Genomic DNA, 22783 nt, shown 5'->3' with positions numbered 1-22783 from the left:
CCTACTTCTCCAAATAGTTTTCTCTTATTTTTTCCTGCATCTGTTCATCAATTCCTAATTGTTTATCAATATAAGAATCAATATCGCCATAGTTTTCATTGATTGTAATCAAGCTCGTATCAATATACGCATTTGCTACTGAACCTAAAATACGCATGTTAGCACGAAACTTATCATTTTCTCCGGCTCTTTTAAATTGTTCATCACGAACCTTGCGGTAATCGTTGAGCATCAAATTCGAATAAAGATAATCCTGTCGAATCGTCTCTAAATCTACTCCTAAAATGTAAAGCAATATTACAGTTACTAATCCTGTTCTGTCTTTACCTTCCGAACAATGGTATAAAACTGAGCCGTGAGTCGTTTTAGCAATTAAACTGACAATTTGGTGAATACTATTCTGAGCAAATTTATTGCTTACATGATCATGATATCTCTGACACATCGTATAGAAACCAGCATATTGATTATGGCGATATTGCTCAAATTCTATACTCATATCCAGACCATTGCCACCAGTATTATCATCGACTGACAATGGAAATTCATAATGATCAACACCTGGTATATTTTGGTCGGGATTAGCCTTGCACTCAGCCGGGGAACGTAAATCGATAATTTTAGTCAGGCCATAATCAAGCAAAAATTTTTCATCTTTTGGAATTATTTTACTAATGTTGCCTGTACGCAATAAGCGATGACTTTTAATTTTGTGGCCACCAAAGCCAATATAGCCACCTAGGTCTCGGGGATTTCGCACAGATTTTACAGGTAAAACGACAGGTTCAGTCATGCCAACTTCCTTTCACATCAAAAATAACCGGATAGGATGCTCCTATCCGGTTATTTTACTCTCTGCCAGTTAAACTGGCAAAAGTTTATTTATGTGCTTGCTCAACAAACTTGAAGAAGTTATCCATCATGCCATCTAACTGCTTAATAGTTGCTTCATCAGTCAATTCACCAGTTTCTTTGTTAAACTTATCTGGAGCTTGACCAATCAAAACTTCGTTTCCTGGCAAAACATTTGCACTCATATCAGGTGAAAGCAAAATTTCACGCATATCTTCTTGAGCACGACCAGTACCTTGTGAACCATAAGATGCACCGGCAACAGCAACTGGCTTCATCTTCATAACATTAGGACCTGCATGTGAGCCTAACCATTCAAGACTGCTCTTTAAAGCAGCAGGAATAGTATGATCATATTCAGGGGTAGTGATTACTATGCCATCAGCACTCTTAATGTCTTCAATCCAGGCCTTAATAGAGTCATCAGCCATTTCTGTTCTGCAGAAAGGAGTCAATTTATCAACTTCTTTTACTTCAATATCTGCTTTATCACTATAACGCTTAGCAATAAATTGTGCTAAAAAACGATTATATGAAAAAGATGCATTTGTACCAACAATTGCTAATATTTTCATTCTCGGCCCTCCTACTTAGTTACTTGTGCGTACCAACTATCAACTTCATCGAAAAATTGACCTAAGAATTTAACGGTTGACTCATCTTTCAAGTCACCATTATCATCAAACTGTGTTGGTGCAACACCCATCATGAATTCATCACCGTTAAAGACCTTAGCGCCAAAGCCTGGTGCAGTCAACAAACTCTTCAAACGACTTTGTGAACGAGAACCACCTTGTGGCATTGGTGAAGTTGAAACAATAGCAACAGGCTTGCCCTTAAATGGGTGAGTTACACAGGATAACCACTCAAGTGCACTACTCAAGGCACTAGTAACAGAGTGTTGTTGCTCAGGAGAGCCGATTAAAACCAAATCAGCGTCTTCAATTTGTTTACTCAAGGTTTGGATTGCTTCAGGAGCATCTTCACCCTCTTTGAACATTGGCAACCCTTTAACAGTTGCAAACTTAAAATCATACTTGTCGGCAAAATGCTTAGAAATAAATTTAAGCAATGCCTCATTAAATGAATTATTGGCATTTGAGCCAGATAATGCAAGGATTTTCATAAAAACCACCTTTCAGGAAACTAATTTCTGTACTAATTATAGCATATCTGTACCTTTTTAACATGTTTCTGCTTTCAGATGGTTTTAATAATTTAATACCCGCTTCGAACCAATAAATCCTTTACTAATAATGCATTAAGGTTTATTTTTTGTTCTTGCCTTCATTAGTATCAAATAATGAAACATTATTTGTCTTGCTTAGCCAGTCATTTAAGATTGCATCATTAATCTGTGCCGTTAAAACATTTATAATTTGTGTTTGTGAAAAAGTCGCAATTTTATTAACTAGTAATGAAGCAATACCACTGGTAGTAATCCAGTTAGCAATGACAACACTTCTAATTTTATCTTCGGAATAATTACTATCCGGATACTGCTCCCTAAATTTTTCAATACCAAAATCAATTAATGTATCGGCGATAATTTTACTGCCAAATTTACCGTCAACAAACATCGCTCTAAAAAGATTTTCTTGTTCCCTGGCAAAATCAATGTATGATAAGTCCATATCAATCAATGGCTTACCAGTATAATTTTTTTGCAAAATATTATTCTTTAAGTTGTCGGCAATTTTACGCAAAACTTCTTTGCGTAAGTCTTCCATACTATTAAACTCAAGATACAAAGGTTGAGTGGAAAAATGACCAGCTTTGGCAATATTGCGAGCAGTCAAACTCTCAATACCATCTTTAACAACCATTTTGTAGGCAATACTTAAAATCTTATTTCTTCCTATTTCTTTTTTTCTAGCCATTTTGGTTTTCCTTGATTAACTTTAAACGTACTATTTTATAAACCAGTTTTACAGAGACAGTATTACTACTATCGAAACTTCATTTAGACAACTAATTGAAATGAGTCAATTATTTATTCCTCATTATTTAAAAACTCATCATAATAAGTTGAAACCATATCACTTACTTCTTCTTTGCTTAGACCTTGTGCAGCACAATAGGAGAAGAAAGCAGCGGAAAGAATATAGCCTCGTTCAGAATCATCTGTTAGATTGTCTGAAAATGTCATATTAATACTATGGTTTTGATAATCGGTTGATAACTCAATCGATTTATCTTCAGGGATATCATTCATTACTGTACCTCTACATGAATAGCTTTACTTAATAATATATTATACTCGTATCGCTAATAAATAAAATAAAAATTATACCAAATTAAAACATATACTCAAAAAAACTTTTTTGTTATTTTAGCAAAGAAATCATTATTTCTTAGTAATTTACTCAAGCAGTTAAAAAACACATTAATAATTCTATTTTTTAATCACAATAGTTATTTTACCTCAAAAAATAACATTATCTTTCACTAATAAGAATAGTAAATTTAAAAGTACTTTGTCAAGGGCAAAGTACTTTTTTCTAACACAAAAGAATTAAGGTTTTTTCTGTAAAATTTAACCAGCTAAAAAATGCTTTCAATTAATAACACTATTAATGTTAAACTAAAATTATTACAAATAATAAAATTACTAACAACAAAAAAAGATTAGTTGATTTCTAGCTTTTAATCAAAATGATTTTCATGGTTATTTTTTATATTGTTATTTTTATTTATTAAATTTAATAACTAAATTTCTTGCTTTATATTGCCATCCATCATCTCATAAATATGATCTGCATATTGCTTTAATCTTGGATCATGCGTTACCAACAAAACTGACTTATTATAATTTTTCGCCAGGTTTTTAAACAATTGCCCTACTTCTGCCACATTTTCACTATCAAGTGAAGCAGTAGGCTCATCAGCCAGCAAAATTTGCGGATTAGCGTAAAGAGCACGAGCAATTGCTGCCCGTTGCTGCTGACCGCCTGATAATTCACTCGGATATTTATCAAGTAAAGAATTGATACCAAGCTGCTTTAATAATTCCTGCAATTTTTCTTGACTGATATTTCCCGCTTTCTTTACCTTGCTAACCAGTTCAAATTGCTCCTTAATTTTTAAAAATGGCACTAAGTTATAAGCCTGCAGTACAAAGCCCAGCTGCGTTAACCGCAAATGATCACTTGCTCTTGCGGAAATGTGTGCAATATTCTGACCGTCAACAATTACTTCTCCGGCAGTTGGCTTTTGCAGAGAACCAGCTATTGTTAAAAAGGTGCTTTTACCAGCTCCTGAAGGCCCCATAATCAAAACCACTTCACCTAGATTGGCTTTAAAATTAATATTTTTAAGGGCAACAACTTGTGCAGCTCCCGTACCATATACTTTTTGAACATTTTTTAATTCAATAATTGCCATATTATTCACCTATTGCCTGTGCCGGATCTACTTTTAAAATTGATCTGATTGGAATTAAACTGCCGATAATTGCCGTTAACAGCAAACCTACTGTACCGGTCAGAATGATTCTTGGCGTGAAGCTGATGGGAACTGCGGCCGGTAAAACCTTAACCGTCACAAACATTGCTGCCAAGCCAATGACTAATCCAGCAAGGACCAATATAATTGCCTGGGTAACGGTTGCTTTTACTAAAGTGCTGCTGGGAATCCCCTGAGCACGCATGACCGCATAGTTATGCATTTTTTGCATTGTTAAAATGTATAGGAAAACTGCGATTATAATTAACGAAATAATGTATAAAAATCCAATCATCAATTCAAAAGTCATATTTTGCGCTGTATATCCTGGAAGTTTTTTAATAAATTGGTCAATGGGATAAGTTTTGCTATCTTTATAATTATACTTGTAGTTATGATTACGAGAAATTAGAGCTGAAGCCTCTAAAGTTGGCATCCCTTGCCGCAATTTTTTCCAAGACTCCAATGTCCCGTAAATAATTGGAGCAATATTAATTTTCGCATTTTTAACAAAACCCACAATCTTGTACTTTCTGCTTGAGCCGTTAAGTGCAAGCTTGTCGCCCAATTTGTACCCTTTGGTTTCAAACGCCTGGTCAACAGCCACCTCATAATTCTTTTTTGCTTTTCTACCCGCAATAAGTTCCTCATCATGATAAATAAACTGCTTCTTTTTAACTCCAATAAATTGTGCTGAAATTTGGGGACGTCCGGCTTTCTTAACTACCACTGGAATTTGGCCCAATAAAGCTTCATCTTTAGATAGTGTTGCTTTTTTTAAATCAGTTTTTGTTAGAAATGACTGACTCATGCTTACGTTAGCATTTTTATTTAAGACTACTTTTTGAGCATCCCAAGATTCAAGTGCCTGCGTATTTTCACTGGCCAAGCCAGTTGCCAGTGCTGATAAGACAAATATCAGATAACTAATCAAAAAAATCATTAAGATTATTAACCCATAACGTAGTTTCTCTCTTTTTATTTCTTTAATTGCTAAAAACATTAGTTCTTTCCTTTGTTTAACAGTTCCAAGCTCGCCTTAAAACGAGTCATAATTGCCTTTTTTTGAATTGGATTTGCTAATACTAAACGAATGGTGGCATGACTGAGCACCATTGCACTCCAATTCTGCGGATCTAATCCAGCTAGTATTTTTGGTGTAAAAGGATGACCAGGTGAACTTTCGTTATACAAGATATGCATTTTTATTAATCCCGCATATGTACTTGTCTGCATTTCTTCAATAAAATGCACAACATTGACATAATATTGTTGTGCATCAAACTGCGCTTTTATTTTTATGGGTAAATGAATACTTTTTAGAGCTAATTCATACATATAATGGTATGCATCTTCTAAATCAATAAAATATTTGTAAAAAGTCCCGCGTGCGATGCCTGTTTCTTTCACTATTCGCGCTACTTGTGCTTTTGCCAAAGGATAGCTGCTGAATTCTTTTAACAACGCACTTTCAATTTTTTTCTTTTTACCAGCAGGCAAGTTAATAAAAGTTGACTTAGCCATTTTCCAAATCATCTCCTTTTTTCGTAAGTGACACAGTGTCACTTTGTAAAAATAATAGTTCATTTATTTTTAGTGGTCAATTATAATGCTCGCATAATTTTTTATAAAAAAAGCCTCTCAATGAGGCTTAGTACGCTATTCAAAAGTTAAAATACGGTTATAATAATTTACCCGGGGAATACCATTAAGATAAGAAACTTTTGCTAAAGCACAATTATCCATGGTTTCAAAATACTTCATGTCACCATGCGTAAAATAGTGGGCAAACATCATTCTAATTAAAGTACCATGGCAAAATACAAGCACTTTTTTAGTCAAATAATTCTTTTTCATATCATCTAAAAAACTGCCACACCTTTGATCCAATGCTGCAAAAGATTCGCCACTTGGAGCATATTTAATATAGTCAGCTGCAGCCTTGCCCCACGGATCAATGGCATCAGGATATTTTTGCCCCAGCTCTGAAAGAAAATGACCGTCCCATTCGCCAAAATTAATTTCCGTTAGCCTTTGATCAATTTTTATTTCTTTTTGTCCTTTAGTAAAAATTTCAGCGGTTGTCAAAGATCTCTTTAAAGGACTTGAAAAAACCACATCAAATCCCGCAGGATCAAAATTCGCAGCAGCTCTTTCAGCACATGCACGACCAGTCTTATCTAAATCATGATCAAAAACCGAGCCTTGAATACGACCAGTTTTATTTAAATCCGTCTGACCGTGGCGAACAAAAACAATTTCCATAATAACCTCACATTTCTATATCTTAATTTTTAGCGCCGTTTAAAATCGAACTTTGTCCTGAAAACATAAGTGTCATCAGTACTAACTTTCGGCTCAAACACAAAACCAAAATCATGAAAGTCCTGTAGTTGCTCAGGTTCAGTTAATTGGTTTTCAGCAATATAGCGCACCATTTCTCCGCGAGCCATCTTGGCATGCACCCCAACTGTTTTCCACTGACCATTTTTCCTTTCTTGAAAATCAACAGTAATCATCTGCCTGCCATTCTTAACGTATGGAGTAACATTGCGCGAATATTCTTTAGAAGCCAAATTAATGAGTATCTGATCTTCATCAAAAAGATTGTCTGCAATTGTCGTGCCCCAAAATCGGTATAAATTGGGCTGTTTAAACCCCTTTACCTTGTTTTTCATTTCCAATCTGTATGGCCATACACCATCAAAAGGTCGTAAAACACCGTACAGACCTGATAATATACGGACATTCTCTTGCAAATAAGACAAGGCGGGCTTAGTGAACAGGTCGGGAGCCATATATTGATACTGAATGCCAAAATAGGAAATAATCGCAGGAGTTAAGCCATCTTTTTGACTCAAGTTTAGAGTTTGAATTTGTCTTTGACCTTCTTTAGTTGTACGCTCACTAGATTGCCAAATTTTTTGTAATTCGTTAAAACTGCATTTTTTTAGAAAAGTGGCTAATTCTTGAGCTTGAGCTAAAAATTGTGGGTGTGTCCTTGCAGAAAAAGAGTCATTATCAACTGTCATTTTCATTGCCGGTGAAATAATAATTTTCATCTTTACCACCTTTTGGGTTAAACTTATTAATAATATTTACTGAAGGAGAGAAATCAATGAATCCTGATTTTGCCATCGTATTAAATTTTAAACTAAAAAGCGCAAAAGATGTAGACGCTGATTTTTTAGTTAAAACTGCTCGCAATATTGGAGCCCGGGCTGTCAGCGTTGACGCTCATCAAACAGACTTTGAAAAAGCTTGTGCAAAATATACTATTGCTTTGGTCGATGCAGAAACTATCCAAGAAAGTTGTGATTTAGTCCCAGCAGATCCAATTGCAAAGCTTGTAGCCAATCGTAAAGATGGGCAAAATACGATAATTAATATTCCGGTCACAGATAATGGTAAGTTGCCTTCTGAAACTGAAGAAATGCTTAAGCAAATCAACAACTGGATGCATCTTTTTGGCCATGCTTTTAATGAAAGCGAACCCTGCGCGCTTAAAATTAGCAATGTAGAAGACAATAACGGTTTCGTACTCCAGAATAGGCACATGCCTTATCAAAAATATATTTTTATCAAGCAGCCACTGCCAGAAACGCTAAAAATTCTGGGTCTGTCCGACAATCCTAATCGTATCGAAATGATTGAGAATAGGACTGAGCTGGATTTCACTTTTACTGATGACGAATTGAGCATCAGCTTAAAGGATGTGCCTGCAAGTGATTTTACCTGGCAGCTAATTCGGATTCAAGAGCACCGGCCAGAAGACGATATTAAAGAAACTAAATATTAGCACTCAATAACAATTTCAACTTAAAAACTGATAAATCTTGTTAAATTTATGTCACTTGAATAAAAATTCAGGTTATATCATGAAACAAAGATTTATCAGTTTTTTAATGATTCAGTTTTTAATTTTTACCGTTGACCATAATAAGCATTCGGACCATGTTTACGGTAGTAATGTTTATCCAGCAAATACTGCGGTAATTCGGAATTCTGATGGGTTAACTCTAAAGTATGAAAGTCTTCTTCCGCCACTACTTCCAATACTTTGGCATTATAAACTGCCTTAGCCGCATTTTCACCCCAAGCAAACGGGCCGTGTTGACTGACTAAAGCTGCTGGTGTAGCTTCGTAATCAAGATTACGCTCTTTAAAGGTACGCACAATTGTCTTACCGGTATTGCCTTCATAATCTTCTTCTATCTCTGCCTTAGTCAAGGCATCAGCAGCCGGCACAGCAGTATAAAAGGTATCTGCATGAGTTGTGTTTAGTGCAGGAATATCCATTTTAGCAGCCGCAAATGAAACTGCCCATGGTGAATGGGTGTGCACAATCCCACCAACTTTAGGAAAATGATTATACAAATAAGTATGGGTTGGTGTGTCTGATGACGGATTTTTGTCTCCTTCAACTACCTCTCCTTTTAAATTAATAACCACCAGATCTTCTGGCTTCAGCTCCTCATAAGGGATCCCAGAGGGTTTAATTACAAATAAACCTTGCTCTCTATCTATTCCTGAAACATTGCCCCAAGTAAAGGTCACCAAATTTAACTTGGGTAGTGACATGTTAGCCTCATATACTTCTTCTTTCAATTTTTCCAGCATCTTATTCTCCTTTAATTTACCTTTTCTTGAGTAATGCCTACCTGTTTAAAAATATCATCAAAAAATACCTTGGCACTTTTTACCTCATCAAGTGCATTTTCATCACCGTTATCTCCAGACCACATTTCAATAGTAAAACTGCCATTGTAATCTAATCTGACTAAAGTACGGAGCAAGCCGGTAAAATCAACGCAACCCTGACCAAAAGGTACGTTTTTAAACTGACCCTTAAAAGTTGGGGTAACTTTTTTACTGTCTTTTAAATGAATTGCACAGATAGTATCAATATATTTTTCAAGTTGCGCTGGCACATCGTTTTCCGGCCATGCACTCAAATTGCCTAAGTCAGGATATGCTTGCAGCCACGGGCTTTTAGCTAAATCATGATAATGGGCAATCTTAGGCAGGCTGTTAATAAAGAGATCATCCATCGTTTCAATTGACAGCATAATATTTTTTCTGGCTGCCATATGGACGCATTTAATCAGATTTTCAACGTAATATTCTCTGGAAGTCATAGTCTTTTTTTCATAAAAAACATCATAGCCGGCCATTTGAATATTGTGGATGCCCAAATCGACACAGAGATCAATTGCTTTTTGCATCATTACCAAGGATTTCTCGCGAATTGCCGGATCAGCTGAACCTAAGGGAAAGCGTCGGTGACCCGATAGCATTAGGTTATTTATCCTGGTATTTGTCTCCCACATTAGATTACGGATTTCACTTCTCTGGTCTCGTGTCCAATCTAAGCGCGCTAAACGTTCATCGCTTTCGTCAACGGAAAATTCTAAAAAATTAAAGCCCAAGTCATGTGTTAATTCAAAAGTTTCCCGCCACGACAAGTTCTGGGGCAAAGCTTTTTCATAGATTCCTAAAGCATTAACTGTCATTATTCTCTCCTCATATTTATTAAAAAAGGGAAAATGAACGATTGCTCACTTATCCCCTTTTTTAGTATTTAATTAACCCCAAATTCTGTTGATTTCGTCTTTAAACTGTTTGGCAACAGCGTGTGGGTCATCTGCTTCTCTGATAGCACGACCAGCGATAAAGGTATAAACTGGAACTCCCTTAAACAGCTTTAAAATTTCAGGATGAACGCCACCGGTAACTGAAACCTCAAAGCCCATATTGATCAGATTTCTGACATTTTCAACGTCCTGCTCCGACCATTTTTGGCCAGCAAACTTTGCGTCACGACTTTGATGGTAAACTACCTGATGAATGCCGTGATCAAGCCATTCCTGCATTCTTTCTTTATTATCCCAGCCTTCATAAAGTTCAACTTGAACTTCAATTTCCTTTTGAGCATTGCTCATAGTAGGAACGGTAGCTGCATTAATACATGTCATCCAATCAGCACCGGCAGCTTTGCATGATTGACCACACTTAGTACCAGCATCAGCACATTTAATATCAGCCAGCAAGATTTTATCTGGTGCCATTGCACGCAAATTTCTTACCGCACTTAAGCCGTCTCTATAAACCAGAATAGTTCCTGCTTCAACAACATCAATTACGTCTTCAACTTTACGTAAAACTTCTATTGCCTGCGCTGTATTATCACTGTCTAAAGCTACTTGTAATTTTGGTAAATCCATTATTTTCTCCTATTACTTTTTAAACTTTGTGGGAATGTCAGAATCATTTACTTTGTCTTCAACTTCTTTAGCTGAAATAACATTTTTTATGCCAATGACCTCACCGCCACGCTTTTTAACTTCATCAAACATACTGATAAATGGAATTGAGGTAAAAACTACGTCATAGTTACGCGCAATGCCTTTTGCTTCTGAAATAGAAGTATGATCAGCTTGAGTTACTTGGTAGCCCATCTTTTCCAATGTCTTCTTGACGGTCCGCAGCAACATCAGGCTTGTTCCAGAACCATTAGCACACGCAGTCAAAATCTTCATATAGAATCGTCCTTTCTCTAGTTATTCTTCTTTATTATTTAATTTCTTCCATGCTGGGTAATCTTCAGTGATCATGAAGTAACCTTCAGGATCGGCACGGTACTGTAATTGTGGAATAGCTAAAAGCATAATAATGATTACTGCTACACCGATATAGCCGAGATATTTCATGACTACCGTGAAGAATGGCCAAACAGTAGCCCAGTCAAACATGCCGAGGTAGCCACCGTATCTTGCCATACCTACCCAGGTAGCGATTAAAGCTGAACCTGCAACTTGGATTAAGCCGGAAATGAACGGCATAATCATCGCACACTTATAGCCTCCACGGTCATTTGAATACAGGCCTATAGCGGCATTGTCAAAGAACAGCGGAATAAATCCGGCTATGACTAAAGTTGGTGAGTGGAAAACAAGCAACAAGATAATCATGGTAAATTGGCCTAATGCACCAAACATAAAACCAATAGTTTGTGCATTTTGTGAACCAAAACCTAAGGTGGCAGCAACGTCAATCCCCGGTACAGCTCCTGGCAGCCAGCGATCTGAAATTCCCGTAAATGATTCAGTTAATTCATTAACGAAAGTTCTTACCCCAAGCTGAAGAATTGCCAGGTAAACTGAAAATTGCAGGGCAGTCTGCAAAATGTAGAAAATAAAACTTTGTCCTTTTTGCATAAAGTGAGCCTTGATTAAGTAATCTGGCCCCAGAACTACTAAAATTGCACCTATGAAAATCAACATTAAGATTGAAGTCGATACCATATTGTCATTAAAGATTGACATAAAACTTGGCAGTTTAATGTCTTCAAGTCGTTTGTTTTTACCTTTGCTCTTTTTCACCGAATGTTTTTCGATCATTTCAGAAAGTTTGGCAAAAAAGTAAATACCAAACATCTGCTGGTGAGCAACAGCAAAACCTGCACCATCAGTTAATTCTTGAGTAATGCCAACTGTTAGGTTTGAACCTACAGCCCAGTAAAGCCCCAAAATCAAACTCATGATTGCTAAAATTGAAAAGCGATTTAATTTAGGAAAACAGAACAATATTAACCAAAAGGCAGTTGCAGCCTGTTGTACTTGCACATTGCCAGTTGTAAAAACAGCCCGCAGTTTAGTATATTTTGAAAATCTGACCAATAAAATGTTGATAATATAAGCGAATAGCAATAAAAGCATTGTATCTGCAAAGGAACGACCAAACCGTTGCATAATGCCTGCATTAACCGCATTTTGACCAAAGTACGGGTCAATAATCATCGCACTAAGATGAAAACGATCTTTTAAACCTACCAGAATTGGCCTAAATGTGTTAACCAAACCACCGGAACCGGCAGCTAATATAAAGTAACCAACTGTAGCCTTTAAAAAACCTGACAGAACTTCATACCACTTTTTATGTTCCAATATATAGCCAATGAGAACGATAAAACCAATCATAAATGCTGGTTGATTCAAAACATTAGTGGCAAAGTAGCTCCAAATAGCTAATAAAGCATTTAAAATATTTTGCATTTTTCTTACCTGCTTTTTTCTTTACTCTTATCATGTTTTTGCATGACTTTTTGGTAATCTTGTAAATTCTTCACTTTACGTAGGTCTTCAATCATGCCATCTTCCATCAGCAAGTTGGAGAGGTTAGCAATATTTTTCATATGAGTAGGGTTATCTTTAGCAGCCAGCATAAAGAATAGTTGCGCATCTTTTTCTGGATCATTTGGGTCAAAGGAAACTGCCTTTGGGAATATTGTCAGACCAATACCAGTGCCTAAAACCTCCGAACTATTTGCTTGCGAATGGGGCATTGCCACACCGGGAACAATCACAATATACGGTCCATATTGTTTGACGTCTGCAATTACCTGATCAATATATTTATCCGTGACAAGATTATTTTTCTTCATTATTTCACCCGATATCCTGATGGCTTCCTGCCAATCTTTTGGGTGTTTCTGACTGATATTAATCAAGTGATTTTCTAAAAAATATCTGAGCATGATTTCCTCCTACCAAATTTTTAATGAAAAAGAGAATTATAGTAATTCTGGGAATGGTAAGTCAGGATCATTTTTAAATGCATCATGAAAGCCGCGATCGTACATATATTCAAATTTATCTTTATCTTGAGGGAAGTTAAATTCTCCACCGACTTGCCAAATGTATGGTTTAAACTGATATTGTAAGCGATTCTTTTTTCTGTTCCACAGGGCCAAGATATCTTTAGGATCGCTGTAGAAGTTAGTCCAAATGTCATAATGCATTGGGATAATAACTTTTGTCTTTAAAGCTTCTGCCATGCGTAAAACTTGTGAATCATCAAGTTTATCCGTAATTCCACGTGGATTTTCACCATATGCACAAAGGGCTACATCAACTTCATTTTCGTTACCATGTTTCACAAAAGTGTTAGAATAGTGTGAATCGCCTGAATGGTATAAGTTTCCACCTGAAGTTTCAACGAGATAGTTAACTGCTACTTTGGCCATTTCTATCGGCTTAGTACCAGCCAATTTAATGTTCGGATCATCTTCTGTAACAAGTTCAGTCCGATCAAAAGCTTCTAAAGCCTTGATTGTTACTGAACCAACCTTTACTTCATCTCCTGGTTTAACTACAGTGATTTTTTCTGCGGGAACGCCCCATTCTTCCCATTCATCAGCTACGCCTTGAGGCCCGATAAATTTTGCATTAGGGCAAAACTTATTAACACAAGCTGCTGTATAAATGTCCAAATGGTCGTGGTGAGTATGAGTAACACACAGAGCATCTAAATCTTTAATGGCAAATGGATCAATTACGTAAGGTTTATTACGTAAATTAGGTTGTAAAGCTTCTCCACCAGTCATTCTCATCATTTGGTGTCCTTGACGCATCTTCCCATCGCCATGGGTATGTTTACCAGTACCGTTCCACATGTCAATTGCAATATTTGTACCCTCATGTGTTTTGAGCCAGGTACCCATACAGCCTAACCACCAGATTGCAAACGATTTTTCTGGTACTTTTTTCGTAGCAATTTGTTCATTCAAAAAGGTTCCCCATTCTGGGAAATTATTTTCTGCAAAAACTGCTGGTGTAACATCATTAATATTTGTTGGTTTTGTCATCTTTTCCTCCTACAAAATTTTATCTTGTTTTCATGTTAAATTATATTGTAGTGTGATATCGCTTTCAACCATATTTAATGATAATATTTTATTTTTATGATATTTTTACAAATAATAAGTTATTTTATTGATAAATATCATATTTTATGTTAATTTTTTGGATAAGAAAAATGTATTATGTTAAACGGTGGACTTAAAAATGAAAAATTCATATCAGGAAATCAAGAATAGACGTCAAAAAATTATTAATTTGCTTAATCATCAAAAAAACATCAGCTTGGATGAATTGAGTCAAAAGCTGAATGTTTCAATTATGACTGTTCGTAGAGACTGCAGTAATCTGGCTAATCAAGGTAAAATATTACAAGAAAAAGGCGTAATTTCTTTGGTCAAGCCTGAGGAAGTTCCTTTTACTGATTCCGTCAGCTACATTAAGCAAAGGCTGGGTGAAGAAGCCGCTACTCATATTGAGAAACATAACTGGGTCTTTATCAATTCAAGCACTACTGCTTTTGAAGCAATTCCTTACTTATTAAAAAAAGATGTCAACATTTTAACCAACAATGGCTATGCTGGGAATATAGATATACGTGCCAGCAACAGTCAAATTATTTTAAGTGGAGGTACCGTTACCCGAAAAATGATTATGAGTGGTGACTTAGCAGTTGAACCCTTTTTAAAAATCTTTGCCGACTGGGCAATTATTGGTTGTGCTGGTTTAAGTCTTGAACGGGGTATTTCAACTCCCTTTATGGAAGAGGCGAAGGTTAACAAAGCTATTATTAAACAATCTCGTAAATTAATAGTGGTTGCTGATTACAGCAAATTTAACCAATTTTCTAATTTTGTAATCGGTCAGGCCAGTGATATAGACTTACTGATTACGGATTCTTTTACGCCAAGAGATACGGTTGAAGGGCTTATAAAAGCTGGTGTGCAAGTTATTCAAATACAGTTATAAGCAAAAAAGCAGGGGCGAAAACTTTATTACTTTTCACCCCTGCTTTAATTCGTTCAGAAATAAAATTTGCTTATTTGAGATATTCCAGCAGTTGCTCAATATCTGTTTCTTTTTTATCCTGCGTAATATCTTTATCATTTAAAATTTCAATTGCACGTTGCACTATTGAATAAATCTGCTTATCGTCATTACTATCAATCACCAGATAACTTATTTTAAAGTAAGATTCTAAATTTGACGTATCTTTTTCGTCCAGTGCTTTTCTCATTAAAAATCTAAAAATTGCCTTCATATTACGTGTCTTTTTACATTTTTCCTGTTTTTTATCGTAAACAGGTAAAAATAAAGCAACACATACAGCAGCAATTTCAGCGGCCGCAGTAACCCACTCTGATAAAGGTCCTATACTCATAATCTCGCCTCAGCCAATATTATATAAGTATTGCTTAAATGTAAATCAGAATTTTATTTCCAAGCAAGTTTTTAACTTAAGATATGTGATTTATATTATATACATTTATATAAAATCTTACACATTTTATCTCTATATGCGATATGATTATATTAAAGAACTAATTAGTTTATTTGAGAGGTAAAATATGCAGTATAAAAAACCTTTTTATAAAAAGATTTGGTTTTATTTTGTAGTGGTCTTTATAACTTTTTTCACTACTTTTGTTTCTGGCAATACAGGTATACAAGGTGTACAACAAACGGTTATTGCAAAATCAACAAAAGTAGTAAAAAGTAATGCGAAAAAAGTAACTGTCAAAAGAAGAAAAGCTACTCGTAAAAGAAAGCAAAAAAAGCGGAAAGCTATCGCCAAACGTAATGTACGTAAAGTCTACATAGCTCCTAATTCGGGGAGAAGATACCATTTTAATCCGAATTGCCGTGGTCTTCGAAGAGCACATGGAAATATAACCAAAATATCATTAAAAAGGGCTAGTAACCAAGGCTACACCTTATGTAAATGGGAAGATTAAGGAGAAGAATAAGTAATGATTAAAATCGGTTTTAGAAAGCCTAGTTTAAGAAAGTCCATCTCTGCCAGAACAAAGGGAAGAGCAACAAGAGCTATAAAAAGAGCTATTATTCCCAACTATGGTAAACGTGGTATGGGTTGGGCCCATCCAAAAAGAAAGATATATAATACAATTTACCATAAGACTACCTTTGATACTCGTAAATTATTTATTCATAACAGTTCTAGAAAAAATAAATAAGTATTTGGAGAGCCAGTAAATCCCAAAAAAGTTAACAGCAGTGTCTCTGAAGTGAATAAAAAAGACTAGAAAAATAGTGTCTACACATTAGCTAAAATTGTTATACAAAAAAGACTGATAAATCAACGTTTCACAAACGAAATTTATCAGTCTTTTTTTAATATTAAAGTTTCTAAATCCACTATTGCCACAATCAATGCGTCATTTTTATCATTGCTTTTCACCAGGAGATGCTGTCTCTTCTATTGCAGTGAATAATCATGAAATAGTGGCTTCAAATTAATCAGTTAGCTTTAACTATGAATGCAGATCATAATACTTGAGCATCTTAATAATTTCCTGGTCAACCTGAGTCGTGGTTTCTCTCACAGGTTTACGTGCTGGGCCTACATTTGCAATATTGGCTAATTCTACAGATCGCTTTAAAACTGCAGGTACCGTCCCTAACTTTAGGGCTGAACGTAAAACATCTATGCTTTTTTGTAACTTTTCTGCTTCTTGATCATTGCCATCTTTTAGAGCACGATTAAGGTTAACTAAAACATTTGGAATTAGATTGCTTGTTCCAGCAATAGCAGCTTTTACACCCATTTTATAAGCGACAGAAATCTTTGAGTCTGAACCAATTAGTACTTGAAACTTATTGTCAGTGGCAACTTCTTGATATTTACGAATTAAATCCACATCACCACTACTGTCTTTAATCCCGACAATGTTATCAATTTCAGCAAGTTTACGTACAACATTAACCGGAATATTATAACCGGTATTTTTAGGAATATTGTACATAATTACTGGCAAATCAACACTTGCTGCCACATCACGATAAAAGTCAAATAGCTCATCATCTTGTGGTCTAATAAAATATGGATTTATTATTGACAAGGCATCAGCTCCTGCAGCCTCCATCTCATGGGATAAAGCAATAGTTTCACTCGTTGAGCAAGCCCCAGCTCCTGCAAAAACCGGCACGCGATGATCAACGTACTGAACCACGGCTTTCACAAAAGCAATTTTTTCAGCGTGAGTTAATACGTGAAATTCACCATTACTCCCAAGAGCAAAAATACCACTTACACCAGCACTAATTAATTTGTCAATTAACACATGAGCTGCCTGGTAATTAATCGATTGTGCTTTGTCACGATTAAAAGGCGTCACAATCGGAGTAATAATACCATTGAACATTTTGCCATCTCCTTCATAAATGTTTTTATTTAATAACTCCTTCTTTTTTTATTTAATAACTCCTTCTTTAACGAGCCTCTTGCCTAGTGCTCCTCCCGGATGAAATTTGCCAAAGTCTTTTTCAGAAAATCCCTTAGCTTTGGAGACTGTCAATGCAATTGCATCTCCGACTACTAACGCGGAAGTTGAACTATTAGTGGGAGCCAAGTTGTGTTCGTCTGCTTCACCATCTACATGGACTAATAATAAGTAATCACAGTCTTTGGCCAAAGTTGAGTCCTGATTGCCAGTTAATGCGACTACTTTTGCACCTAATCGTTGAATTGGTGCAACTACCGCGACAGCTTCTTTAGTTTCTCCGGAATTTGATATATCAATAACCAAATCAGAAGCAGTGATCATCCCTAGGTCACCATGCATAGCTTCTGTAGCATGCACAAAAAATGAAGGTGTACCAGTACTTGCAAATGTAGCAGCAAGTTTTTTACCTATATGGCCTGACTTACCTACTCCAGTGAAAATTAATCTGCCATTTTCTTTTAAAGAAATAATTTTATTAACTACTTTTTCGTAATCTTGATCATTAAGAGGTAGATCTTTTTCTACCTGTTCAATTGCCGAAATTTCTTTTTCAATGACATCTTGTATATTTGAAATAATATCCATATTACTACCTCTTCTCTGACCGAAAATCAGCTAAAGTTTTAGTTAACTGAACAGCATTATCAGTTATTTTTTCAGAATCACCAGTTAGTGCTGACCCAAAACAGACACAATCAGCACCAGCAAAGAGAAAGTCACGGTAATTTTTTACAGAAGCACCGCCAGAAATCAAAATTGGCATATAAGGTATAGGCGTGCTTATTGTTTTAATTTCTTTTACTCCACCCATACTGGATCCTGGAAATACTTTAATAAAAGAAGCACCATTTTTTAAAGCAGTAGTTATTTCAGATACGCTATTGCAACCTGGTGCATAAGGCACTTGATACAAATTACAAATTTGGGCTACTTCCAAATCAAAAGCAGGAGAAAGTATCAGTTCAGCACCACCCATTATGGCTAGTCTGGCAGTAGCAGTATCTAAAACAGTGCCAGCACATATTACCATTTCAGGTATTTCTTTTTTAACCAGCTTCATAGCCTCTAAGGCTGTAGGAACGGTAAAACTTATTTCAATCGCTTTAACGCCGCCTTTAAAGCAGGCTTTTGCAATACGCAAAGTTTCTGCAGGCGTATCTCGCACCACTGTCAATATGTTTAAATCACTAATTTGTCTTACATAAAAATTTTTTTGTAACATTTAATTACTCCTAATGAAACAGTTGCAAAACGCCATGAAGCAATGAACCAACAATGTTGTAATCAATGTTCGGGAAAGTTGAACTATTGATACCCATTTGTTGGAAGACGGGTACTAAGATTAGTGGTAAGAAGGCTAACAACAGTCCCACGACAAAAGAACCTGCAATAGCTCCACGCCAGCCTCCTGTTGAGTTGCCAAAAATTGCAGCAGTTCCGCCTGAGAAAAAGCAAATATGAGCTGCTGGAATAATCACAATTGGACTGTGGAATAAAATCATTATTCCGATGGCTACAAGTCCTGCTGTGTAAGAACTAACAAAACCTACCAAGACTGCAGTCGGTGCAAAAGGAAAGACTGTTGGAACATCTAAAGCTGGGCGTGAGCCTGGGATAAACTTGGTTGAAATTGCAACAAAGGCATTAGTAATCTCTTCTAGGAACATTCCAACACCATACATCAAAACACCCATTCCAGCAGTAAATGTCATAGCCTGAATAAACGGATAAACTAACCAATTGACTGAGCCAGAAAGTTTACCAGTTACTACCGGACCTGCAACCAGCGCTGACACATAGAATAAAATCAACATGATAATTGCAAGACCCATCAAGAAGTCTTTGAAAATCGAAAGTGATTTCGGCAAGTTAAAGTTTTCTGTGGTTTCATCTTTGTGTTTCTTAAACAGCAGGCCGATCGCACCAGACAATGCATAACCAAACATGTTATAGTGACCAATCGCCTGATTATCGTTACCGGTAATTCGACGCATAAATGGCTGACAAAGTTCAGGTAAAGCACTGGCACAGAGACCTAAAATAACTCCTCCAATAATAATGGACCATAAATTGCTTAGTCCGCTAAATTTAAGAACTAGGCCTAAAACACAGGCAAAATAGAGACTGTGTTGACCTGTAAAGAAGATATTTTTAAACGGTGTAATTCGGGCAAAAACGATGTTCATTACAAAGCCCAGAATTAAAATCAGAGCAACAACGAAGCCATACTTTGTTTGGGCAGCAGCTGTGGCCGCTTCAGGAGAAGCGATCAAGCCGTGAATATGAAAGGCTGATTGAAATAAAACATTGAAGTTTTGTAAAACCCCAGTTAAAGTACTTGAACCAATACCGAATATTAAAAAACCGATAACAGTTTTTGCTGTACCTTTTGTGACATCTGTCCAATCTTTATCTTTTTGAGCAACCAATCCTATAAATGCCACAAAACCAAGCAGCACTGCAGGTTGACTTAGAAAACTAATAATAAAATTTAACATTTCATTCACCTGCTTTATTCATTCATAAGAGGAGCTAATTTAGCTTCAATTTCATTTTGATCCATCATATTTTTAATACCTACTATGGGAATTTTTTTCTCTTTGGCTCTTAAATCATCAGCTACATCACTCAAAGCAATGATAAAGTCACCATTAAAGCTGCCTATTCCGTCTATACTGGTATGACTAACATCAAGGTCCCATTTCTTCTTTTTAGCAACATTTCTAACTTGCACCGTTAGCATTGTGCTAGTACCCATACCAGCCCGACATGTAATTATTGCTTTCTTCATTTTTCTTCTCCTTCAAATTCATTTATATAATTAATTATTTCCTGCACATTATTTGCATGACTAACTATTTCGAAAAAGTCATTTTTTGAAAGTAAGTTAACCAGCTGTGCCATTTGATCCAGATGCCCGTTTGCTTTTGTAGAACTTAAGGTAAAAATATATTTAACCGGATCGTTATCTTTGTTATGAAAAGGGACCGGATTTTTTAAAACAGTCAATCCTATCCCATCTTTTAATGCCCCGTCTTCTATCTTGGCGTGCGATAAAGCAACATGAGGCATAAATACGATATAAGGTCCCATTTCTTCTGCTATTTTAATGACGCTTTTCAAATAGTTATCTGTCACTAAACTATTTTTAACAAGGGGATGACCTGCTTTTAAAATGGCATCACGCCAATTTTTTGCGCTAACATTCAATTGAATCAATTTCGGATCTATTAGTGGTGTCACTTAATTTTTCATCTCCTTTCTCTACGGAATCAAAGAGTTTAATAAAAGTAGGTGCGTTTTCAGCATGTTCAAATTTTTCTAATAGACTTCTATTGGAAAAAATTTCAGTTAATTGTGTTAGCGCCTTTAATTGAGAATTAGAATTTGGTGCATAAAGGCTAAAAACATATTTTGCTTTGATATTGTTGCTAAATTTAACAGGCGGGGTAAAACAAACCAGGCTCATACCAGGCACAGAATACTTTGTGGGGTTATCCGGCTTTGCGTGAAGCAGCATGACATTATCCATAATTTTCATGTATGGTCCGTATTTTTCTATTTGCATACACATTTTGCAAGTGTATTTCTCATCAGCAATATGATCCTTTTCAAGTAGCTTTCCAGTAACTTTTACTGACTCCTGCCAGGAATAAGTGCCATTTTCAAAAGCAATTCTTCTTTCTGGCAAGATTTCGCTTAAGCAAGGTAAATGGCTCTGCTCTTTTTTAAAAGGAACATTTTTTTGAGAAAAATAACTCTGCAGAGCGGCTGTCAAACCTGTAAAGTCCTTAACATGAGCATATTCACTAACTATGTCTAAAATTTGCGTTGTTTTAACAGCCGGAGAATTATGAACAGAAGATGAAGTTTGAACTTTAGAAGCCAAATGCTGTCTGATTGTTTGTAAATCATAGTCAGTTAAAATGTGATTGATATTTACAATTGGAGCACCTTTATTTGTTACTGGTAAAGTGGCTATGACCAAATCTGCATGAACTTTGGCTTGCTTTTCATAATCTTGCTTTGTAATAACCTTTATCTTTAACTGATCAGGAAACATTTTTTCGAGTTGAATTTTTAAAAGACGGGACGTCCCAATTCCACTGCCGCATACCAAAGTAATTTTTTCTTTAAGACTTTGACTTTTTGCATTTTTGAGCAGTTCAATTTCTCCGCCAAAGTACACTGCAATCAGTTCTATTTCATCAGCAGTTAAAGACTTTTTCAGATATTGTTCAAAGGGCTGAATGGCTTCTTTAGTTAAAAGATAAATTTCTGGATACTTTTTTCTGATACTTAACAAGCTTGAATTTAAGAACTGAACATTGTATAAAACTCTTCTTTGAGCAGCTACCAAATGTGTTGTCAGTGCATTTTGCAAGCTCTTATTGTTTACCAAATCAATTCCAGAAATTACAGAAAAGCGTTTGATAATTTGTGCCGCAATATTAGACATTTCTTGTGATTCAAAATTTTTGCTTATTTTGCTTATTTGTCTTGAATCAATTATTTTACAGAGAAGCTGACTTTCAGCGTTTAAATGTTCTGCAGAAATTCCCAAATAACTCAGCAAATTACGAATTAAAGGATCGAACTTACCGCTACCTTTAATTTTTTTATTCCTGTTATTTTTTAAAAAATGTCCATTTCTGTATCTTATAACTGAAAAACAGATGTACTCTTTAACTTGAAAAACTGACTCATCTGTTAATAAGCAACCAATATTTTGTTCAACTGTTAAAAGTACTTGCTCAATTTCTACTTTTTCCTTAGTTTCTAAACTCAAAAATGGAGCAATCTTATCAAAAATCATTGTTCCTTGAATATTAGCTAGTTTTTGTAAAGCAAATTTGCGAATTTCCTCCTCTAAACCTGTGATTAAATAGCCACTTTCTTCTAACTCTAACTTCAAGTTTCTGCTTTCAGTGTCTTTTTTTACTTTCGCCAAGTCACTCTGAGTGGTTCTTCTCGTTACTCCGTTTAGAGAGTTTAAATATTCAATAGTAACCCTATTTTTTCTGCAAAGAATAGCAAACTCAATTGCTATTACTCTAACCGATTGCGGCAGCTTAACTTTTCCTTGCTGCAAATCATGTTTAAGGTTCTTCTCAATCTCAGAAATTTCGTATGGTTGAACAAAATAGCCATGATTTCTAACTGTCATAATCTTATTCAAGTCATGCAGCTCAAGCCATTCGTTTAACCCGTTAATAGCTGAATAGGCAGTTCTCTTAGTTATTTGAAGTTTATTAGTTATTTGGCTAATACTTAATAAAGAGTTCGAATTTGTTAACATTTTTAGTAACAAGTATTCGTGATACAACAAGATATATTTCACCTGCTTTCTAACTCTCAAATAAATAATAAATGGGGTGCAATGAA

General features: G+C 35.6%; 29 protein-coding genes. 4 read left to right on the top strand and 25 right to left on the bottom strand.

The features are described 5' to 3' along the window. Position 1: 1 nt before the first annotated feature. The 10 genes from F5ESL0261_RS01285 to yaaA form a co-directional block, all read right to left on the bottom strand. Complete coding sequence (locus tag F5ESL0261_RS01285; protein ID WP_122051882.1) at positions 2–793, bottom strand: tyrosine-protein phosphatase; 792 nt, start codon at positions 791–793, stop codon at positions 2–4. A gap of 85 nt (positions 794–878) precedes the next feature. Further along, positions 879–1427, bottom strand: a complete 549-nt coding sequence (locus F5ESL0261_RS01280; protein WP_045927472.1) for an NADPH-dependent FMN reductase — start codon at positions 1425–1427, stop codon at positions 879–881. Positions 1428–1438: 11 nt separating this feature from the next. Next, complete coding sequence (locus F5ESL0261_RS01275; protein WP_045927471.1) at positions 1439–1978, bottom strand: NADPH-dependent FMN reductase; 540 nt, start codon at positions 1976–1978, stop codon at positions 1439–1441. Positions 1979–2120: 142 nt separating this feature from the next. Continuing rightward, positions 2121–2732: a TetR/AcrR family transcriptional regulator gene (locus F5ESL0261_RS01270; RefSeq protein WP_109585798.1), complete on the bottom strand. Its 612-nt coding sequence runs from the start codon at positions 2730–2732 to the stop codon at positions 2121–2123. A 113-nt stretch (positions 2733–2845) separates the two neighbouring features. Then, a complete protein-coding gene (locus tag F5ESL0261_RS01265) occupies positions 2846–3067 on the bottom strand; it encodes a hypothetical protein (protein WP_046331549.1) in 222 nt (73 codons plus the stop codon). 494 nt (positions 3068–3561) lie between these two features. Further along, positions 3562–4236: an ABC transporter ATP-binding protein gene (locus tag F5ESL0261_RS01260; RefSeq protein ID WP_122051881.1), complete on the bottom strand. Its 675-nt coding sequence runs from the start codon at positions 4234–4236 to the stop codon at positions 3562–3564. Between the two features lies 1 nt (position 4237). Beyond that, positions 4238–5299 carry an ABC transporter permease gene (locus F5ESL0261_RS01255; protein ID WP_122051880.1) on the bottom strand — a complete coding sequence of 354 codons (1062 nt, stop codon included), beginning with the start codon at positions 5297–5299 and terminating at the stop codon, positions 4238–4240. Further along, a complete protein-coding gene (locus F5ESL0261_RS01250) occupies positions 5299–5820 on the bottom strand; it encodes a TetR/AcrR family transcriptional regulator (protein WP_122051879.1) in 522 nt (173 codons plus the stop codon). Before F5ESL0261_RS01250 ends, F5ESL0261_RS01255 begins: the two co-directional genes overlap by 1 nt. A 135-nt stretch (positions 5821–5955) precedes the next feature. After that, on the bottom strand, positions 5956–6561 hold the full coding sequence (locus tag F5ESL0261_RS01245; protein WP_122051878.1) for a histidine phosphatase family protein: 606 nt from the start codon (positions 6559–6561) through the stop codon (positions 5956–5958). A 29-nt stretch (positions 6562–6590) separates the two neighbouring features. Then, positions 6591–7358, bottom strand: coding sequence for a peroxide stress protein YaaA (yaaA, locus tag F5ESL0261_RS01240; RefSeq protein ID WP_122051877.1), 768 nt, complete (start codon positions 7356–7358; stop codon positions 6591–6593). Positions 7359–7414: 56 nt separating this feature from the next. Here yaaA and F5ESL0261_RS01235 point away from each other — a divergent pair, with 56 nt between their 5' ends. Further along, complete coding sequence (locus F5ESL0261_RS01235) at positions 7415–8095, top strand: hypothetical protein (protein WP_122051876.1); 681 nt, start codon at positions 7415–7417, stop codon at positions 8093–8095. Between the two features lie 125 nt (positions 8096–8220). On the opposite strand, the gene F5ESL0261_RS01230 is transcribed toward F5ESL0261_RS01235, so the two are convergent. The 7 genes from F5ESL0261_RS01230 to ulaG all read right to left on the bottom strand — a co-directional run bounded on the left by F5ESL0261_RS01230 (position 8221) and on the right by ulaG (position 13942). Beyond that, positions 8221–8916, bottom strand: a complete 696-nt coding sequence (locus F5ESL0261_RS01230; protein WP_122051875.1) for an L-ribulose-5-phosphate 4-epimerase — start codon at positions 8914–8916, stop codon at positions 8221–8223. 11 nt (positions 8917–8927) lie between these two features. Continuing rightward, the gene (locus F5ESL0261_RS01225) at positions 8928–9809 is read right to left on the bottom strand and encodes an L-ribulose-5-phosphate 3-epimerase (RefSeq protein ID WP_122051874.1); all 882 of its coding nucleotides are present in this window, start codon (positions 9807–9809) and stop codon (positions 8928–8930) included. A gap of 72 nt (positions 9810–9881) precedes the next feature. After that, positions 9882–10520, bottom strand: a complete 639-nt coding sequence (locus F5ESL0261_RS01220; RefSeq protein WP_122051873.1) for a 3-dehydro-L-gulonate-6-phosphate decarboxylase — start codon at positions 10518–10520, stop codon at positions 9882–9884. Between the two features lie 12 nt (positions 10521–10532). Further along, complete coding sequence (locus F5ESL0261_RS01215) at positions 10533–10835, bottom strand: PTS sugar transporter subunit IIB (RefSeq protein ID WP_122051872.1); 303 nt, start codon at positions 10833–10835, stop codon at positions 10533–10535. 21 nt (positions 10836–10856) lie between these two features. Beyond that, positions 10857–12350: a PTS ascorbate transporter subunit IIC gene (locus F5ESL0261_RS01210; protein ID WP_122051871.1), complete on the bottom strand. Its 1494-nt coding sequence runs from the start codon at positions 12348–12350 to the stop codon at positions 10857–10859. Positions 12351–12355: 5 nt separating this feature from the next. Next, positions 12356–12832, bottom strand: a complete 477-nt coding sequence (locus tag F5ESL0261_RS01205; protein WP_122051870.1) for a PTS sugar transporter subunit IIA — start codon at positions 12830–12832, stop codon at positions 12356–12358. A gap of 36 nt (positions 12833–12868) precedes the next feature. Next, complete coding sequence (ulaG, locus tag F5ESL0261_RS01200) at positions 12869–13942, bottom strand: L-ascorbate 6-phosphate lactonase (protein WP_122051869.1); 1074 nt, start codon at positions 13940–13942, stop codon at positions 12869–12871. Between the two features lie 199 nt (positions 13943–14141). On the opposite strand from ulaG, the gene F5ESL0261_RS01195 reads away from it, so the two are divergent. Beyond that, positions 14142–14903: a DeoR/GlpR family DNA-binding transcription regulator gene (locus F5ESL0261_RS01195; RefSeq protein ID WP_122051868.1), complete on the top strand. Its 762-nt coding sequence runs from the start codon at positions 14142–14144 to the stop codon at positions 14901–14903. A 70-nt stretch (positions 14904–14973) separates the two neighbouring features. On the opposite strand, the gene F5ESL0261_RS01190 is transcribed toward F5ESL0261_RS01195, so the two are convergent. Beyond that, a complete protein-coding gene (locus tag F5ESL0261_RS01190; protein ID WP_122051867.1) occupies positions 14974–15315 on the bottom strand; it encodes a hypothetical protein in 342 nt (113 codons plus the stop codon). A gap of 187 nt (positions 15316–15502) precedes the next feature. Here F5ESL0261_RS01190 and F5ESL0261_RS01185 point away from each other — a divergent pair, with 187 nt between their 5' ends. Together F5ESL0261_RS01185 and F5ESL0261_RS01180 are read left to right on the top strand one after the other, a co-directional pair. Next, positions 15503–15889, top strand: a complete 387-nt coding sequence (locus F5ESL0261_RS01185) for a hypothetical protein (protein ID WP_122051866.1) — start codon at positions 15503–15505, stop codon at positions 15887–15889. An 18-nt stretch (positions 15890–15907) separates the two neighbouring features. Continuing rightward, positions 15908–16129, top strand: coding sequence for a hypothetical protein (locus tag F5ESL0261_RS01180; protein ID WP_122051959.1), 222 nt, complete (start codon positions 15908–15910; stop codon positions 16127–16129). A 297-nt stretch (positions 16130–16426) separates the two neighbouring features. Here F5ESL0261_RS01180 and F5ESL0261_RS01175 read toward each other — a convergent pair whose 3' ends face one another. From F5ESL0261_RS01175 to F5ESL0261_RS01145, 7 genes are read right to left on the bottom strand one after another with little or no spacing between them, the layout of a single operon-like run. Next, a complete protein-coding gene (locus tag F5ESL0261_RS01175) occupies positions 16427–17317 on the bottom strand; it encodes a dihydrodipicolinate synthase family protein (protein WP_122051865.1) in 891 nt (296 codons plus the stop codon). 48 nt (positions 17318–17365) lie between these two features. Beyond that, positions 17366–17983 carry an SIS domain-containing protein gene (locus F5ESL0261_RS01170; RefSeq protein WP_034978942.1) on the bottom strand — a complete coding sequence of 206 codons (618 nt, stop codon included), beginning with the start codon at positions 17981–17983 and terminating at the stop codon, positions 17366–17368. Positions 17984–17987: 4 nt separating this feature from the next. Further along, the gene (locus F5ESL0261_RS01165; RefSeq protein WP_122051864.1) at positions 17988–18620 is read right to left on the bottom strand and encodes a ketohydroxyglutarate aldolase; all 633 of its coding nucleotides are present in this window, start codon (positions 18618–18620) and stop codon (positions 17988–17990) included. 10 nt (positions 18621–18630) lie between these two features. Beyond that, positions 18631–19896 (bottom strand): PTS ascorbate transporter subunit IIC, encoded by a 1266-nt coding sequence (locus F5ESL0261_RS01160; protein ID WP_122051863.1) that lies wholly within the window; start codon positions 19894–19896, stop codon positions 18631–18633. Positions 19897–19910: 14 nt separating this feature from the next. Then, complete coding sequence (locus F5ESL0261_RS01155) at positions 19911–20189, bottom strand: PTS sugar transporter subunit IIB (protein ID WP_122051862.1); 279 nt, start codon at positions 20187–20189, stop codon at positions 19911–19913. Next, positions 20186–20641, bottom strand: coding sequence for a PTS sugar transporter subunit IIA (locus F5ESL0261_RS01150; protein WP_122051861.1), 456 nt, complete (start codon positions 20639–20641; stop codon positions 20186–20188). Before F5ESL0261_RS01150 ends, F5ESL0261_RS01155 begins: the two co-directional genes overlap by 4 nt. Beyond that, entirely contained in the window at positions 20598–22727 is a 2130-nt protein-coding gene (locus F5ESL0261_RS01145; RefSeq protein WP_158595182.1) for a BglG family transcription antiterminator, read from the bottom strand. Before F5ESL0261_RS01145 ends, F5ESL0261_RS01150 begins: the two co-directional genes overlap by 44 nt. Between the last annotated feature and the right edge of the window lie 56 nt (positions 22728–22783).

The organism is Lactobacillus sp. ESL0261, assembly GCF_003693025.1.
GTDB classification, from domain to species: Bacteria; Bacillota; Bacilli; order Lactobacillales; family Lactobacillaceae; genus Lactobacillus; species Lactobacillus kullabergensis.
This window is presented reverse-complemented; position numbering and strand designations above follow the sequence as displayed.

Coding starts and splice junctions, on each gene's coding strand:
- F5ESL0261_RS01170 (WP_034978942.1), bottom strand. CDS start 17,983: ATGGATATTATTTCAAATATACAAGATGTCATTGAAAAAGAAATTTCG.
- F5ESL0261_RS01280 (WP_045927472.1), bottom strand. CDS start 1,427: ATGAAAATATTAGCAATTGTTGGTACAAATGCATCTTTTTCATATAAT.
- F5ESL0261_RS01195 (WP_122051868.1), top strand. CDS start 14,142: ATGAAAAATTCATATCAGGAAATCAAGAATAGACGTCAAAAAATTATT.
- F5ESL0261_RS01230 (WP_122051875.1), bottom strand. CDS start 8,916: ATGCTGGAAAAATTGAAAGAAGAAGTATATGAGGCTAACATGTCACTA.
- F5ESL0261_RS01270 (WP_109585798.1), bottom strand. CDS start 2,732: ATGGCTAGAAAAAAAGAAATAGGAAGAAATAAGATTTTAAGTATTGCC.
- F5ESL0261_RS01275 (WP_045927471.1), bottom strand. CDS start 1,978: ATGAAAATCCTTGCATTATCTGGCTCAAATGCCAATAATTCATTTAAT.
- F5ESL0261_RS01245 (WP_122051878.1), bottom strand. CDS start 6,561: ATGGAAATTGTTTTTGTTCGCCACGGTCAGACGGATTTAAATAAAACT.
- F5ESL0261_RS01175 (WP_122051865.1), bottom strand. CDS start 17,317: ATGTTCAATGGTATTATTACTCCGATTGTGACGCCTTTTAATCGTGAC.
- F5ESL0261_RS01215 (WP_122051872.1), bottom strand. CDS start 10,835: ATGAAGATTTTGACTGCGTGTGCTAATGGTTCTGGAACAAGCCTGATG.
- F5ESL0261_RS01155 (WP_122051862.1), bottom strand. CDS start 20,189: ATGAAGAAAGCAATAATTACATGTCGGGCTGGTATGGGTACTAGCACA.
- F5ESL0261_RS01165 (WP_122051864.1), bottom strand. CDS start 18,620: ATGTTACAAAAAAATTTTTATGTAAGACAAATTAGTGATTTAAACATA.
- F5ESL0261_RS01265 (WP_046331549.1), bottom strand. CDS start 3,067: ATGAATGATATCCCTGAAGATAAATCGATTGAGTTATCAACCGATTAT.
- F5ESL0261_RS01255 (WP_122051880.1), bottom strand. CDS start 5,299: ATGTTTTTAGCAATTAAAGAAATAAAAAGAGAGAAACTACGTTATGGG.
- yaaA (WP_122051877.1), bottom strand. CDS start 7,358: ATGAAAATTATTATTTCACCGGCAATGAAAATGACAGTTGATAATGAC.
- F5ESL0261_RS01260 (WP_122051881.1), bottom strand. CDS start 4,236: ATGGCAATTATTGAATTAAAAAATGTTCAAAAAGTATATGGTACGGGA.
- F5ESL0261_RS01185 (WP_122051866.1), top strand. CDS start 15,503: ATGCAGTATAAAAAACCTTTTTATAAAAAGATTTGGTTTTATTTTGTA.
- F5ESL0261_RS01160 (WP_122051863.1), bottom strand. CDS start 19,896: ATGTTAAATTTTATTATTAGTTTTCTAAGTCAACCTGCAGTGCTGCTT.
- F5ESL0261_RS01205 (WP_122051870.1), bottom strand. CDS start 12,832: ATGCTCAGATATTTTTTAGAAAATCACTTGATTAATATCAGTCAGAAA.
- F5ESL0261_RS01220 (WP_122051873.1), bottom strand. CDS start 10,520: ATGGATTTACCAAAATTACAAGTAGCTTTAGACAGTGATAATACAGCG.
- F5ESL0261_RS01190 (WP_122051867.1), bottom strand. CDS start 15,315: ATGAGTATAGGACCTTTATCAGAGTGGGTTACTGCGGCCGCTGAAATT.
- F5ESL0261_RS01235 (WP_122051876.1), top strand. CDS start 7,415: ATGAATCCTGATTTTGCCATCGTATTAAATTTTAAACTAAAAAGCGCA.
- F5ESL0261_RS01285 (WP_122051882.1), bottom strand. CDS start 793: ATGACTGAACCTGTCGTTTTACCTGTAAAATCTGTGCGAAATCCCCGA.
- ulaG (WP_122051869.1), bottom strand. CDS start 13,942: ATGACAAAACCAACAAATATTAATGATGTTACACCAGCAGTTTTTGCA.
- F5ESL0261_RS01210 (WP_122051871.1), bottom strand. CDS start 12,350: ATGCAAAATATTTTAAATGCTTTATTAGCTATTTGGAGCTACTTTGCC.
- F5ESL0261_RS01250 (WP_122051879.1), bottom strand. CDS start 5,820: ATGGCTAAGTCAACTTTTATTAACTTGCCTGCTGGTAAAAAGAAAAAA.
- F5ESL0261_RS01225 (WP_122051874.1), bottom strand. CDS start 9,809: ATGACAGTTAATGCTTTAGGAATCTATGAAAAAGCTTTGCCCCAGAAC.